Origin of the sequence: Bacteroides sp. 2_2_4, from assembly GCF_000157055.1 — a bacterium.
In the GTDB taxonomy this organism is placed as follows: Bacteria; Bacteroidota; Bacteroidia; order Bacteroidales; family Bacteroidaceae; genus Bacteroides; species Bacteroides ovatus.
Map to the genome: position 1 here is coordinate 3,610 of NZ_EQ973365.1, position 15,671 is coordinate 19,280.

Annotated in this window: 10 protein-coding genes; 9 read left to right on the forward strand and 1 reads right to left on the reverse strand. The window is 38.4% G+C overall.

All coding sequences use genetic code 11. The features are described 5' to 3' along the window. Positions 1–115 precede the first annotated feature (115 nt). The 5 genes from BSCG_RS07105 to BSCG_RS0127665 all read left to right on the forward strand — a co-directional run bounded on the left by BSCG_RS07105 (position 116) and on the right by BSCG_RS0127665 (position 4,571). Positions 116–1,240 carry a helix-turn-helix transcriptional regulator gene (locus BSCG_RS07105; protein ID WP_032849662.1) on the forward strand — a complete coding sequence of 375 codons (1,125 nt, stop codon included), beginning with the start codon at positions 116–118 and terminating at the stop codon, positions 1,238–1,240. 346 nt (positions 1,241–1,586) lie between these two features. Beyond that, on the forward strand, positions 1,587–2,792 hold the full coding sequence (locus BSCG_RS07100) for a hypothetical protein (protein ID WP_004308143.1): 1,206 nt from the start codon (positions 1,587–1,589) through the stop codon (positions 2,790–2,792). A gap of 33 nt (positions 2,793–2,825) precedes the next feature. Beyond that, on the forward strand, positions 2,826–3,095 hold the full coding sequence (locus tag BSCG_RS07095; protein WP_004318665.1) for a hypothetical protein: 270 nt from the start codon (positions 2,826–2,828) through the stop codon (positions 3,093–3,095). A gap of 62 nt (positions 3,096–3,157) precedes the next feature. After that, positions 3,158–3,337 (forward strand): transposase, encoded by a 180-nt coding sequence (locus tag BSCG_RS30530; RefSeq protein ID WP_224263081.1) that lies wholly within the window; start codon positions 3,158–3,160, stop codon positions 3,335–3,337. A gap of 7 nt (positions 3,338–3,344) precedes the next feature. Next, positions 3,345–4,571 carry a transposase gene (locus tag BSCG_RS0127665; RefSeq protein ID WP_139016502.1) on the forward strand — a complete coding sequence of 409 codons (1,227 nt, stop codon included), beginning with the start codon at positions 3,345–3,347 and terminating at the stop codon, positions 4,569–4,571. 106 nt (positions 4,572–4,677) lie between these two features. On the opposite strand, the gene BSCG_RS07090 is transcribed toward BSCG_RS0127665, so the two are convergent. Continuing rightward, entirely contained in the window at positions 4,678–8,673 is a 3,996-nt protein-coding gene (locus BSCG_RS07090) for a two-component regulator propeller domain-containing protein (RefSeq protein ID WP_008776793.1), read from the reverse strand. 225 nt (positions 8,674–8,898) lie between these two features. On the opposite strand from BSCG_RS07090, the gene BSCG_RS07085 reads away from it, so the two are divergent. From BSCG_RS07085 to BSCG_RS30055, 4 genes are all read left to right on the forward strand, one after another. Continuing rightward, a complete protein-coding gene (locus tag BSCG_RS07085) occupies positions 8,899–10,119 on the forward strand; it encodes a glycoside hydrolase family 88 protein (protein WP_008776794.1) in 1,221 nt (406 codons plus the stop codon). Positions 10,120–10,339: 220 nt separating this feature from the next. Next, positions 10,340–13,504, forward strand: a complete 3,165-nt coding sequence (locus BSCG_RS07080; RefSeq protein ID WP_241762156.1) for a SusC/RagA family TonB-linked outer membrane protein — start codon at positions 10,340–10,342, stop codon at positions 13,502–13,504. Between the two features lie 21 nt (positions 13,505–13,525). Beyond that, a complete protein-coding gene (locus tag BSCG_RS07075; protein ID WP_032849663.1) occupies positions 13,526–15,361 on the forward strand; it encodes a RagB/SusD family nutrient uptake outer membrane protein in 1,836 nt (611 codons plus the stop codon). 42 nt (positions 15,362–15,403) lie between these two features. After that, positions 15,404–15,671: hypothetical protein (locus BSCG_RS30055; RefSeq protein WP_032849664.1), on the forward strand; the 268-nt coding region annotated here is incomplete at its 3' end.

The window sequence follows — 15,671 nt, forward strand, 5'->3', positions numbered from 1 at the left end:
CAACAAGCCCTCGATTATATCAAAATAGGGTGTTGAAAGTAAATCGTCATGGCAAATCCGCCATATATTCAGTATTTTCGCTAATTTTGCATTCAAAATAGTTAGGCATAATAAAATGGAACCATCTATATACAGTTATTCACTTTGTATTGCGCTACCGTTGATGTTGTTCTTCGGCTTTTATTTTTTGTTGGCTCCAACCTCGGAAAAAGCCATTTTCAATAATTATCTGCGTTCCCGGCGAATTATGGGGGTAGCCATACTGTTACTTGCCGCCAACTATTCGGTACATTTCTTTTTTGGAATCAGGTTCAAGAATACCGATGCCGCCATCCTGATGAACCTGTCCACCTATTTTTTGTGCTACTGGTTGTTCAGTTCGGCCCTCACCACTCTGCTTGACCGCTTTTATATCACCAAACGTCGGTTACGGACGCATATCTGTCTATGGATACTGTTTTCCATCCTTTCCGGCATCGTTCTGCTGTTGTTACCAAAAGGTGGTTTACAGACAACGGTGATGTTTGCCTTGGCCGCATGGTTGGTTATCTATGGGCTGTTCTTGACCCGTAGGCTTCTCCGGGCCTATCACAGGGTCATCCGCATTTTCGATGACACCCGTGCGGACGACATCGGTGCCTATATCAAATGGCTTTCCATTTTCACCTACTGGGCTGTCACATTCGGGGTGGGATGCGGACTGCTGACATTCCTGCCTGATGAATACGTCTATATCTGGATTCTGTCATCGGTACCGTTTTACATTTATCTCTTCCTTTGCTATCTGAACTATCTGCTGTTTTACGAACAGGTGGAAAACGCGATGGAGGATGGCATGACTTCTGAAGAGGAAGACCTGTGTGACACCACAAACCGGGAACAGGCACAGAGGCAGGATACTCCTTTTTTCCATGCCGAAATGGCGAAAAAAATCAAAGGTTGTATCGATGCGGACGGTTATATCCGGCCCGGCCTTACCATAAAGGAGCTTTCAGATGTGCTTCATACCAACCGTACCTACCTGTCCGGGTACATCAAAACTACGTATGACATGTCGTTCCGCGATTGGATTATCGGACTTCGTATAGAATATGCGAAACGTCTGCTTGCGCGATATCCGAGGTTGACGGTTGCCGACATCTCCGAGAAATCCGGTTTTTTGTCACCAAGCCATTTTATAAGGCTGTTCAAGGAAAATGCGGGCTGTACCCCTAAATGGAGGAAAACAGAGGCGGAATAATACGGTGTGTTATGGATGGAGGAATAGCCCAAACGACAAAAAATAGCCTAAACTACAAAACTAAAATGTTCTAAACCACAAAGATGTGCGATTCTGACAATTGAGACAATTTTTATAGGCAAGAATCGGGCTGAATTTAAATCTTTTCGCTTATTTTGCACTTGTCGGTTGAGCCTGCGTCATCTCCAAAAAGAGTAAAACAGGGTTTTATGGGTGATTTTAACGTGTGTAAAAGAAAATGCTACCCAAATAACTTCAAATAAAGACAACTCTATTTCAAGCGGCAAATGAGTTCTACAGCTTGAATTTGAATAATACAAACAATAGGATTCTCCTTTAAAAAGTCATGAAAAAGATTCATTTACTTCATTACTTATTGTTGTGCTACATGGTTCTTGCGGTAGCTACATCGTGCGGCGATGACGAGGATGACTACGCCCCCGACAATGTAAATGATCCCGAGAAACTAACTGATCCTTTGCCTACTACCGACCAGTTAGGCGTAACACACAACAACACGCTTTATTACCTTTCGTTCTGGAGCAAAGAAGACCATATGATATCCGAGAACATGATAAACCGTTACAAGGAGGCGGTTCCTTATGCTCCGGGAAAGAAGATGGAGGTTGGCGACGCGTTCTTCTTTACCCGGCAGGACATTGACCGGATTCAGTCGGATACCGATTTGCTGGCTGACATCAAGGATATGTTCCATAAGCGGAGCATCGTGATGATGATGGAGGGAGGAACGAACGAGGATTTTAATACCGTCTGCACGTTGCTGGATTGCTATAATCCTTATGCGAAGGAAGATGAGTCTTATTCGGACGAACTGCCGCTGTGGGTATTTTCTGGACCGCTTCCGTCGGCGAGCGGATTCTATTCCAAGCTCAATGCGCTCAGTACTGCTACCGGAGCTGATGGCAAAGAATCTGTACAGACGATTAATGAATACGGGCAGGGATTTCATTGCGACATGACAAGTCAAAGTTTACAAAGAGCCCTGGAACCGAAAGCTCCGTCAAACGGTTCGTCGGATTTGAAAAACTTGATATCTGCCTATATCGTTATCGGTCAAAATAGCTATACCGCACCTCCTGTTCATGGACATGAAGGTAAAGGGACAACCGATAATTTTCAAGTAGAAGCTAAGATATGGACCGCTTATAGCAAAGACCGGAAAGAACATTTTTATTTGGTAAATCTGGGTTTTATAGCCTATGTAGAACCTTCTTTTTATGGAGAATGGCATACCAAGGTCAGTACTCTGAAAATGAAAGGGTATGGCTTTTGCCTGACTGACGTAAATTTGGAATTCGCTCCGGTTCACCCGAATGGTGCCATTATTCATGCACATTCCCCGCAAACTACGGAACGCCAGAGCTCTTATACCAGCAGTGTCTCTTTCGAGTTAGGAGGAAGTGTCAGTGTCACTGGACCAGAGATTTCAGGAGGAATAAGCATTTCCAATAGCCATACGGAAACAATAAATGATATTGAAGTTATCAATAGAACCAATCCGGCCCAAGGAAGCCCACAGCTTAGGTGGTAGTTTAATTTACGCGAACCTTCTTCACATTTTAATATGTTTTGTTACGCGTCGAGTGCTGTCAATGGAGGTGCTAAGGCCGGGATAACCACTTGTAGCTTGTCCACAGATTTTATTATTTCTGTACCTGATGGAGCTGACAACGAATGGAAAGTAAGCATGTATCCAACACTGAAAACATATTTCTTTAGTGACCTTTTTGGATTCCATGATCAATATGAAACGCTATTTGATGATGCGGCAGAAAGCTGGATTGGCATCGAAAAAGTTTTTAACTTGCCGACTGTCGATCTGAAAGATGAATGATTTGTTACGTTGATATTAATAATTTCTAAAGTTATTGGATTATGAGAAAAACATTCTTGGTGATGAGCAGGCTTATCGATTTATTTGTGGATATCTTGCCTATAGATGAGCTTGGGTTTAAACATGTCAAACTTCAATCAGAAGGGAGACCACCGTATAATCCTGCAACATTACTAAAATTGTATTTATATGGTTATAAGCACTCAATAAGATCATCAAGAAAGTTGGAACACTTCCTGTAAAGTAAATGTGGAATTATGGTGGCTATTAGGAGGCTTAATGCCCTCTTTTCGGACAATTGCTTATTTAAAAAAAAATAATGCGGAGGCTTTTAGAAAAGTCTTTAGGCAGTTTGTCCTTATGCTAAAGGATATGGGTCTGATAGAAGGCGAAACCATAGGTATAGATTCTTTCAAGATATTTGCCCAAAATAGTCTCAGAAACAATTATACACAAAAGAAGATAGACAGACATCTTGAATATATAGATAACCGTATTGAAGAATTTGAAGTAGCTTTAGATAAGACTGATAAAGAAGAAGAAAAAGAACTTCTTAAATCTAAGATTAAATTACAACAAGACAGGCGTAAGAAATACGAAACTCTTGATACGGAATTGAAGAATAGTAATGATACTCAAATAAGTCTAACAGACAAAGATTCAAGAGCATTAATGTTAACCAATAATGTATCAGGAGTTGAATATGCGGTTCAAGCAGCCTTTGATAGTAAACACAAATTATTGGTTCACTCTCATATTGGAGCATCAACTGATAAAAGAGAACTATCAACAGCGGCATTGACCGTCCAGGAACTACTACAATTAGATTCGTTCAACACACTTAGCGATGCCGGTTATACTAGCGGCGACCAACTACAAGCCTGTAAATATTCAGGAATATGTACTTATTCATCGCCTATGCCATCAACATCACCTAATTCGAATTCCATACCACTGGCTGAATTTCATTATATAAATGACGGAGATTATTATATCTGCCCTTGTGGAGAACAAATGACAACAACAGGGAAATGGAGAATCCGTCCCAATTATAGATCAAAAGTATATAAAACATCAGCTTGTGTAAATTGCTCAATAAGAGAAAAATGTACTCAAAATCAAAATGGCAGAGTAATAGAAAGAAGTGAATATCAAGATGTAATAGATGAAAATAACGCCAGAGTTATAGGAAATAGGAATTACTACAAATTGAGGCAACAAATTATAGAACATCAATTTGGGATTTTAAAACGCCAATGGGGATTTACATATACCCTAATGAAAGGCAAAGCCAATGTGTTGAGTGAGGTTAACATCTTTATGACCATATATAACCTGACACGCTGTATCAACATAATGGGGATGGATGAACTCAAAAGAAGACTAAGGGCTTTCTTGCCATTAGTATCATTATATATGTCCTTATTGTTGATAAAATATGAAATGCAGAAAAAAGAATTTTATCTTGCAATTTAAATATGTAATCTAAATACACAACTCTTGAATTAATATAAAGGAAAAGTGTGAGTTTAAGAGGAGCATTAGTCTTCCAAAAGGGGGGGGTGCACAGACTCTCGGATGCTTACTCTTTTCTATAAGCTTGTGGAGTTACATGATATTTTTCTTTAAAGCATTTGCTGAAATATTTTGGGAAATTAAAACCAGTCCGATCGGATATTTCGGATATGTTTAATTCAGGATTGTTCTTTAGTAGATACGCTGCTCGTTTCAAACGGATAGTCATAATGAGGTCACTTGGAGTCTGTCCTGTTATTGCTTTTAGTTTGGTGAATAATTTAGTTCTGGCAATTCCCATTTGGGCAACAAGTTGGTCTACACTAAAATTCACATTATCAATTTCGTTTTCAATAATTTCTGTGACTTTGTCCATAAACTTTTTATCCAGGATATTATTGGTCAGAATTAGAGTATCTATTTGCGGTTGTTTACTGAATTTCTCCTGTAACATAATTCGATTATTAACGAGATTATTGCATCTTGATAATAAAATATTGATATTAAATGGTTTGGTGATATAATCATCTGCTCCCATTTTCAAACCTTCCAGATTGTGTTCAATTGCAGTTTTGGCGGTTAACAGAACAACGGGAATATGGCAGGTATCGAAATTTTGTTTGATAGCCAGGCAAAGTTCTGTTCCTGACATTTCAGGCATAATGATGTCACTGATAACAATATGAGGCATTTCCGAACACGTTTTTTCCAACCCTTCTTTACCATTAACAGCAGTAATTACTGTATAAAGTGATTTGAAAATGTTGACTAACATTTCTCTAAGCGAGTCATTGTCTTCTACAATTAGTATTTTGTATTTTCCTTCTTTTAGTATACTTTCGTTATCTATATTTTCCTTTTCCTGCTCTAGAGGCTGTTGATAGACTAAATTCAAATTAGTGACTTCATTTGAACAAGAAGTGTTGGAATTTGTACAGATTTGGTCGTTTGTGAAATGCTCTTTTCCTGTCATTAGGTGGATGCGGAAAGTTGTTCCCTCTCCAAGCTCGCTGGACACATCGATACTTCCATGATGCAATTCGATGATACCCTTAGTGAGAGCCAGACCAATACCAGTACCTGTATGTGATGGGGACTCTGTGTCTGCTTGATAAAAACGATTGAAGATCTTATCAATATCTTTTTCAGCAATGCCTGAACCATTATCTGTTATTTCAATTAACACTTCCTGATTTCGCTTTCTGACTGCGATAGATATTGTTCCCCCTGCTTTGGTATATTTGAATGCATTAGAAATAAGATTATTAATAGCTTTTTGCATTTGTTTGGCATCAAACCATACACTGATATTATTACTACTTTTTTCAAAATTAAAAGTGATTTGGCGTTGTGCCGCATATTCCTGAAACAGCAGGTAGTGTTCATATATAAAATGAACCATATTGTGTTCGCAGACTTTGATGGTCATATGTCCTTGTTCTTGTTTCCGGAAATCCAGTAATTCGGTTACAAGTTCTCTTAACTGCAGGCAACTTTTGTAAACTCCCAAAATCTTATTGTACACATTGGGGTTGAAAGAACGTACTTGCAGTAGCATTTCCATTTGGCCGATAATGAGTGTCAACGGTGTTCGGAACTCGTGGGATATGTTGGTGAAAAAACATAGTTTTGCCTGATTTAGTTTTTCGATATCTTCGATATGTCTTTTTTCGTATTTAAGAGATTCCTGTAATTTTAGGCGATGATGATATGTATGTATGATATAATATGTAAGTATGATGATGCCTATAATGTATGCTAAATAGGCCCATATTGTACGATAAAAGGGAGGTAATATTTCTATTTGTAATCGATTAGGGGGAACTAGTTTTTCGTTTACGTTTTCTGCTTTTACAATTAATGTATAATTGCCGGGAGCAAGATTAGTATAAGTAATAGTGTTTTGTTCCAATACATTCCATGTGTCTGAGAAACCTTCCAACTGATAAATAATTTTATTCTTATTGAAAGGTATGTAATCTGTAGTTGTATATTCGATATTGAAAATGTTCTGAATAGATTTTAGGGTTATTTTTGGGGTATATGTAATATTCCGGTGTAATATTCCACTTTGGTCTCCAGTCTGAATATTTTCTCCGTTCACTGTCAGACGACATGGAAGTATGCGATAAGATCGTGGCGTCTGTTCCAAATCTTTTTCCTGGAAAGAAATCATTCCGGTGGTTCCACCAATAAATATTTCTCCTTTCCGGCTTTTATAGAGCGCATTTTCACTTATGCAGCTTAAGGGCAATTCATCATAGTTCCTGAATTTTTTATGTTGATAATCTAATATTGAGAATCCTTTATCCGTTGTCACTAACAATTTTTCAGGTGATAGTTCGCAAATATTATATATTACATTGCTGGCAAGCCCGTTTTTACGTTTATCGAAATTGATAAAATCATCAGTCTCTTTTCTATATAAATCTAGTCCATTTTCATTTGTACAAAACCAGAGCCTTTTTTGACTGTCCTCGTAAATGGAATTAATACTATTGCTACTGAGACTGTGTTTATTACTGTTCTTATGTTTGTAAATGGAGAATTTTTGACTGTCAAAATGATAAGCACACGCTCCGCTGTTATTGTTGGCTATCCATAATGTACCTTCGTGGTCTAAAGTCAGCCCTATAGTGGATATCGTATTATAAAGCGCATTCTTATCCTGAAATAACAATTTGCATTTGCCTGTTTGTGGGTTAAATAGCGTGACTCCATTTGCTGTGGCCAATATCAATTGTTTCTGATAAGGGATAATATCCTCCACAAGATTGGACGGAAGAGAACTGCTGTCTCCTTTTTTATTTTTATATTGAGTGAAATGGCCGGTCTTCATATCTAGTTTGTTCAGTCCTTTTAGATGTATACCAAGCCATAATACTTGTTGCAGAGAATCATAGTAGACAGCCCTTACATTATCGTGTGGTAAATTACAGGAACTACTTTTGCTTAGATAATGTTTGTAAGTCCGGGTAGCAGGATTATATTTATTGATTCCTCCCCGTTCTGTACATATCCATAAGTTTCCTTCGCAATCTTCCAGCATACGTCCGATAATGGGAGAACTTAATCCTTCCTCCTCCTTGGAAGAGGCCTGATATTCGCGATAAATCTGTTTTTGTGGATTGAAATAATTGACGCCACCGGAATAGGTTCCTATCCAGATAGTTCCTTGTTTGTCACAGTATAATCCCCAAATAGAGGAGTGGCTTAAACTTTTGTTATGTTCCTGTTTAAAATATCTGTAAAATTCTCCAGTATTCTTATTATATTTGTTCAACCCGTTAAAAGTTCCTATCCATATGTTACCTTCTGTATCTTCGCAACACCTGTGAGTAAAATTGGAACTGATTGTCGTCGGATCTTCCTCTTTACACTGAAACTTGCCAATTTGTTCGCCTTGAATGCGGTACAGCCCGTGACCGGAACTAGCGGTTATCCAATACTCTCCGTTACTATCCCTGAAAATATCAGAAATATTCCCTGCTGTAATAGGATGGGTTAGTTCTTTTTGGGGAGTTAGTATATATAGTCCCCGGTCACTTCCGATGAGTATGGAATCATTATGTATATATAATTTTCTGATATATCCTTCGTTATCCGGAAATTTATAGAAAGGCTCCAGCTTGTTACCGTTGTATTTAAATATTTGTTTGGATGTTGCAGCGTATAAATAACCGGAGAAGAACTGCGCTCTCATATTATTTCTGGTTATCGTACTAAATAAATCTTTTTCTATATCATAAACGGAAATACCTCTGTTGGTCATAATAAAAACATGTCCGTTCCGGTCACCGGTAATATGATATATATCATTGTATAAAATGCTGTTGGAAATATCTTTCTCCTTTTGATAAATTTTAATTTTTCTCCCGTTATATACGCCGATTCCATTGCGAGTACCGAACCACATGAATTCACGTTCATCCTGATAAATGGAAGAAATGGAATTATTAGGTAGGCCATCGTCGGTTGTCAGATGAAGAAATGATATACTTTGTGCTTTTCCTGATAATGTGTATATTAGTAAATAAAAAATGAGTATAATCCTGCTTTTCATATTCTAGATCTTATTATACAAGTTACAAATATATCGTTTTATATTAAATAAAGGGTATTTGTGTATTCTTTTTTTTGTCGTTTATTGTACATTTTAGGTCGTTTATTGTACATCTCTATTTTTTGTCGCATTGCATATATTTGGCATCCCCTTTCTGTACAGATATTATCCTTTTTTGTGATTAGCGTGCGTATTTTTGTTTTCTCAAAATAATATGAATTATTTATGAAAAGTATTATTTCAATTTGTATAACCTTGTTTTTCACTTTTGTGTGTGCTTGTGAAAGGGTAGAGGAAAATTATCTTTCAGAAAACGTTGAGTATGCAGCAGCGCAATATGATTTGCTGATAGAAAAACTGGGAAAAAATGGTAAGCCTTGGGCACCTCGTACGGTAGATACTAAAGGAAATATAGTATATGCCCATAACGTATGGGACTGGACTTCGGGCTTTTTCGCGGGAAGCCTTTGGTATTTGTATAATCTTACGGGAGATGAGAAATGGAAAACATTGGCGAAAAAGTATACGGAAACTCTGAAACAACAACAATATATAACTTCTCATCATGATGTCGGCTTTATTATAGGATGTAGTTATTTAAATGGCATGCGTATGGGACAGGAGGCATATGATACAATTATCGTGCAAGCGGCCAAGTCCCTTTCCACTCGGTTTCGTCCTGGAGCCGGAGTTATCCAATCATGGAATACCCGTACAGGATGGCAAGCACAAAGAGGCTGGGAGTGTCCTGTTATTATTGATAATATGATGAATTTGGAAATTCTTTTTGAGGCAACTTCTCTTTCCGGTGATTCTACTTTTTACAATATGGCGGTTTCACATGCAGATATGACTTTAAAGAATCATTTTCGTATGGATGGGAGTTCTTATCATGTAGTTGATTATGATATGAGAACAGGTAAGGTGCGAAGTCGTTGCACAGCTCAGGGATATTCCGACGAATCAGCTTGGGCACGTGGGCAAGCCTGGGGTATTTATGGATATACAATGTGTTATAGGTATACACGTCAATTAAAATATCTTGAGCAGGCAGAAGCTGCCTATGAATTCGTATGTACACATCCCAATCTTCCTGAAGATTTGATTCCTTATTGGGATTTTGATGCAGTGAATATTCCCCATGAATTAAGAGATGCTTCCGTTGCTGCTATTATGGCTGCCGCCTTGTATGAATTGAGCATGTATTCGAATAAAGCAGAGTATAAAGAGACGGCAGATAAAGTAATGCATTCTTTGTCATCATCGGATTATCGGAGTAAGATTGGTGAAAATCACAATTTCTTATTGATGCATTCTGTTGGAAGTTATCCGCATGGAAGCGAAATAGATGTCCCTTTGATTTATGCAGATTATTATTTTCTGGAAGCATTGAAGCGGAAAAGGGATTGCGACATTGAAGCTAAGAGTAAATCAGTGCAGAAGTAGTGCTGTAATGGTGATTTTTTTGTACTAAAAGGGTGTTTTTTGTACAATGATTAATAGAGAACTTGGGAGGATAATTTTTATACTTCTTATGTACGTTTTTGGTTTTTGTTTTTTGGTTTTCTAACTATATTCGCAGTGTGAATAAACATCTTTGTCAGGTCGTTTTTTTTAGTCAATTTGATGAATTTTTAATCATTCTAGTAACTTAAATTTAAATGCAATGAAAGACTTTTTCACTCCAATGAAGATACCCCAAAAATGGGTATGTCTGCTAGCGATGTCTTTTGTGTTTGGACAACAGGCATTTTCTTCAGAGAACTATGTAACGGAAAGTATAGCTGTTTCGGCAGATATTATGCAGCAGAAAAGTAAGACGGTTGTTGGTACGGTAACTGATAATGGCGAGCCTATAATAGGTGCCAGTGTCGTGGTGAAGAATGCCGGTAAAGGTGTTATAACAGATATGGATGGGAATTTTAAACTGGATGTTCCTGTTGGTGCGACAATTGTCATATCTTATGTCGGATATGATAGTAAAGAAATTGTTTATAAGGGCGAGTCTACTTTAAAAGTTGAATTATCTGAAGATGTTTTGCAGTTGCAGGAAGTACAAGTTGTAGCGTATGGCGTAACGAAGAAAGTGACAGTGACGGGTGCTATTTCATCTGTGGGTACAGAAGAAATTCTTAAATCACCAGTCTCAAGTATATCCAATGCATTGACCGGCAAATTACCGGGGTTGTCTACTGTGCAGCGGACTGGGCAGCCGGGAGCTGATGATGCAACAATGTATGTTCGTGGTGTCGGTTCGTTGACAGAAGGATTATCGTCACCACTTGTTTTGGTAGATGGGGTAGAACGTTCGTTCAACCAACTTGATCCTAATGAAATTGAAGATATTTCTATTTTGAAGGATGCTTCGTCAACGGCTGTGTTTGGTGTTCGTGGTGCTAATGGTGTTATTTTGGTAACAACGAAAAGGGGACAAGAAGGAAAACCTAAAATAAATGTATCTACTTCTTATTCTTTACAAATGCCAACTCGTATGCCGGAATTTGCCAACAGTTATGAGTATGCAAGTACATATGTCAATGCCCAGCGTCAGGATGGAATAGAGAGTAACTTTGCTTTTACGGATGAAGCGATTGAAGCCTACCGGACACACAGCAATCCTTTAGCTTATCCAGATACGGATTGGGTGGATATGTTAATAAAGGACGTGGCTTTGCAAACGCAACATAATTTTTCTATTTCCGGAGGAACAAGAGGAGTCCGTTATTTTGCTTCCTTGGGTGTGTTGACGCAAGATGGTCTATTCAAGTCGTTTGAGAAAGAGTATGATGGTAATTTCAAATATAACCGTTACAATTATCGTATAAATCTGGATTTGGACCTGACGAAAACCACATTGATGCGTATGAATTTAGGTGGGCGTGTTAATGATAAGCGTACGCCGAATTATGAAGGAAGTAGTGATATCGGATTATTGTTCCGTGATATTTATTGGGCTATTCCAATGTCGGGGGTAGGTGTTATGGATGGAAAATGGATATGGCCTGATACAAAAGAATTTAGTCTGCCGGGTACTGTAAGAGACGGACTTTATCCATATTATGGAAAAGGATATAACACTTCAGCAGGGAATATCCTGAATTTTGATTTTATGCTGGAGCAGAAATTGAATTTCATCACTAAAGGTTTGAAGGCACATGTAAAAGCATCTTATAATAGCGGTGTGACTTTGAAAAAGTTGCGTAAAACTTCTTATCCTCATTATGAGACGATAGTAAATGAAGATGGTACAGTGAATTTGCGTAAAGTGGGAGATCAGACCAATCTTCAATATTCGGAGAGTACAAGCCGGAGCAGAGACTGGTATATGGAGGTCGCCATGAATTATAAGCGTGATTTTAGTGATCATCATGTTTCAGCCTTGGCTATGTACAATCAAACAATGAAATATTATCCGGATAGTAATCCGGATGAATTTAAATCTATTCCCCGAAGCTATATTGGTTTAGTTGGGCGTGCTACTTATGACTGGAAAACACGTTATATGGTTGAAATGAACGTGGGGTATAATGGTTCTGAGAATTTTGCGCCAGGTAAGCGGTTTGGTCTTTTTCCCGCAGTATCAGCAGGTTGGGTTCTGACAGAGGAAAACTTTATGCAACCTTTAAAACCGTGGTTGAGTTATTTTAAACTTCGTGCTTCCTATGGTGTAGTGGGGAATGATCGTGTGAGTGGTAACTATCGTTTTCTTTATCTGCCGGATTCTTATAATCCGTCGACAGGTAGTTATTATTTTGGAAATTCCATATCTACAGCATGGCGAGGTGCAGTGGAAAGTAAGATTGGTAATCCCGACGTAACTTGGGAAACGGCTGCAAAGCAGAATTATGGGGTGGATGCTTATTTCATTAACAGCAAACTAAAAGTTAATTTTGATTATTTTATTGAGCGTCGTAAGGATATTCTCACAAATCGTAAGGTTCTGCCAACTTATTTAGCAGCAAATTTGCCTATTGCCAATATTGGCAAAGTTGATAATAAAGGATATGAACTGAGTGTAAACTGGAGGGATAGAATTCATTATTTTAGATATCATATAGGTTTCAATCTGGCTTATGCTAAAAATAAGATCGTCTTTCAAGATGAAGTTCCCTATCCTTACGATTATATGAGAAAGACCGGTAAGCCGGTTGGGCAACAGATGGGGTATAAATACGATGGATTCTTTTCGAAAGAAGATGTGGCAAAGTATGAGACCGAACGTGGTAAATCAATACCGGATCATGGAACAGGGTATATTCCTAAGCCGGGTGATGTGAAATATAAGGATTTAAATAATGACCATAAGATAGACCAGTACGATGTTGCCGCTATCGGTTATCCAGTTTACCCACTTCTTACAGGAGGAATAAATTTGGGATTTTCCTATAAAGGATTCGATTTCAGTATGACATGGTCCGGCGCAACAAAAGTTTCCCGCTTATTGGATGATATTTTCCGTGAACCGTTTGGAGCCACAGATTCTCGTTCGTTAATGAAATATATGATAGATGACATGTGGACGCCGGAAAAAGGAAATTCAGCTAAAGCTCCTGCCATCTCGTTTACGAATAAAGTAAATAATTACAGAGACTCGGATTTATGGTTACGTGATGCTTCCTACTTGCGTTTGAAAAATGTGGAGATTGGTTATAATTTTTCTAAAAAAATATTGAGCAAAATCAATATTGGAAGTCTGAGAGTTTTTGCAACAGGTTATAACTTGTTGACATTAGATAAATTGAAAATTGTAGATCCGGAATCTCGTCCCAACGGTAATGCAATGTATCCGGTAGTAATGGTGATAAATATGGGCTTGAAAGTAGGATTTTAATTTATAAAAATAAAGTTAGTCATGAAAAAGATAAGAAAATATATTTATCTGTTACTGATCTTCTCATATGTTTCTTTTACATCATGCGAGGATTTTGCTTTAGGGGAGAAATTTCTTCAAAAACCTCCTAGCGGGGATGTTACTATCGACACTATTTTTTCGACGGCAGAGTATGCCCGGAGAGTATTATGGTATGCTTATTCGAAATTGCCTTATGGCTTTTCTACCGGTTATAATAATTCGACTTCGATGCGTGTGGGTTCAATAGAATCGTTGACTGATCTGGCACAGTCATATGTTGGTTATGCAGGAGCGGATAAGTTGTATTATCCGGGACTTTATAATGCCGGAAGTGAAGACGAATCAGGTGGAGAGGCTCATGCAACTAAATACAATATGTACGCACGTGATCCTTGGAAAGGGATTCGCCATGCATGGGTCTTTATTAATAATGTGGACCGAGTACCGGATATGACGGCGGAAGAGAAGTTGCGTTTGAAGGCGGAGGCCAAAATTACCATTGCTGTGCAGTATTCTGAAATGTTGCGTCATTATGGAGCCTTACCTATTGTTGACCATGCTATTATGCCGGAAGAAATGGGGTTACCGGAGCGTGCCACTTTGCAACAGACTGTGGATTTCATAACCCGGTTGTTGGATGAGGCTATTGCATGCAAAGAATTACCTTGGGCTTTGCCGGAAGATGATCTGAGTAATGAGAGTGGACGTATGACAGGGGCGGCTGCCATGGGATTAAAGCTAAGAGTACTGTTGTTCGTAGCCAGTCCGTTGTTCAATTCTGACGAGCCTTATTTTCCGGGGGAAGCCTCTGATAAATTGATGACTTGGTTTGGCGGGTATAGTGAACAACGCTGGAAAGATGCGGCAAAAGCGGGGGAAGATTTTTTCAAATCTTGGAAACAAGGTGGTTTTTATGAATTGGTACAAAAAGAAACGGCAACTAAAAATACAATTCGTCAGGCATTTCAGGATGCATATTATACCAGGGGTACTACAGAGAGCCTAATTTCTGTACGCAGGCATTTTAGGACAAATGATATCAGGACGTTGCTGCAAAGTTTACGTTGGGGCGCATGGTGTCCGACAAAAGAATGTTTTGACTTGTTCCCGATGGCGAATGGTGATGATTTTGATTGGGATAATCCTGTTCATAAGAAAAATCCTTTTATAAATCGTGATCCTCGGTTGTGTGAAACAATCTTATTGGATGGTGACGATTTTCAAGGTAGAAAGGCTGCGGTATTCAAGGAAGATGCTAATGATAAAAAGAATTATCCCAAAGGTGCGGATTGGAATAAGAACAATTTGGATAGTAAGAGTTTGTCAACAGGGATTGCTGGACGTAAATTCGCTCTTGACCGGAAAGGGGAGTACAATAACCGTGTAATTCATTGGCCTTATTTACGTTTGGCTGAAGTATATCTTGCTTATGCAGAGGCATTGAATGAATGTGGGCGTACCAGTGAAGCATATCAGTATATCAATGCAGTTAGAGCACGCGTTGGTTTGCCAGGGCTGGTATTGAAAGGAAAACTAGATGAGAAAACAGAGTTTCGTGAAGCAGTACTTAGAGAACGCGTTTGTGAATTTGTATGGGAAGAAAACCGTTTCTTTGATTTGATACGTTGGAAACGTGAATCTGATTTTACAAAACATTTGCATGGAATTAATGTGTATCGTCATAAAACTACCAAAGAATATAAATTTGATTTTCCGCAGTTGCCGGAAAGAGTATGGCAAAAGCCGGGAGGATTTTCTGCAAAATGGTATTTGAGTGCATTTCCGGATAAGGAAGTGAATAAAGGATACGGGTTAGTGCAGAACCCGGGATGGTGATAATGAAAATCATTCAATGAATAAAGAAAATAAAAGAATACTATGAATAAAGCTATAAAATTAGTAATGACAGGTTTGCTGGTGTCGGTAAATATGCTGGCACAGGAAACGGACAGCATACAGCAGTATGGCCGAGGTATTTCGGTTGACTGGAAAGAATCTACTACTGCGGGAGGAATGGTGACAGCAGGGCAATTATCCCATAAAACGAGTATTAATCCTTCTAACTCATTATTTGGTTCTATTCCAGGACTATATGTGTTACAGAATGCCGGCAGTTCCTGGGCAGATGGTGCTACTATGTATATAC

Excerpts from the sequence above, each read along its gene's own strand:
- BSCG_RS07105 (WP_032849662.1), top strand. The coding sequence starts at position 116 with ATGGAACCATCTATATACAGTTATTCACTTTGTATTGCGCTACCGTTG.
- BSCG_RS07100 (WP_004308143.1), top strand. The coding sequence starts at position 1,587 with ATGAAAAAGATTCATTTACTTCATTACTTATTGTTGTGCTACATGGTT.
- BSCG_RS07095 (WP_004318665.1), top strand. The coding sequence starts at position 2,826 with ATGTTTTGTTACGCGTCGAGTGCTGTCAATGGAGGTGCTAAGGCCGGG.
- BSCG_RS30530 (WP_224263081.1), top strand. The coding sequence starts at position 3,158 with ATGAGCAGGCTTATCGATTTATTTGTGGATATCTTGCCTATAGATGAG.
- BSCG_RS07090 (WP_008776793.1), bottom strand. The coding sequence starts at position 8,673 with ATGAAAAGCAGGATTATACTCATTTTTTATTTACTAATATACACATTA.
- BSCG_RS07085 (WP_008776794.1), top strand. The coding sequence starts at position 8,899 with ATGAAAAGTATTATTTCAATTTGTATAACCTTGTTTTTCACTTTTGTG.
- BSCG_RS07080 (WP_241762156.1), top strand. The coding sequence starts at position 10,340 with ATGAAAGACTTTTTCACTCCAATGAAGATACCCCAAAAATGGGTATGT.
- BSCG_RS07075 (WP_032849663.1), top strand. The coding sequence starts at position 13,526 with ATGAAAAAGATAAGAAAATATATTTATCTGTTACTGATCTTCTCATAT.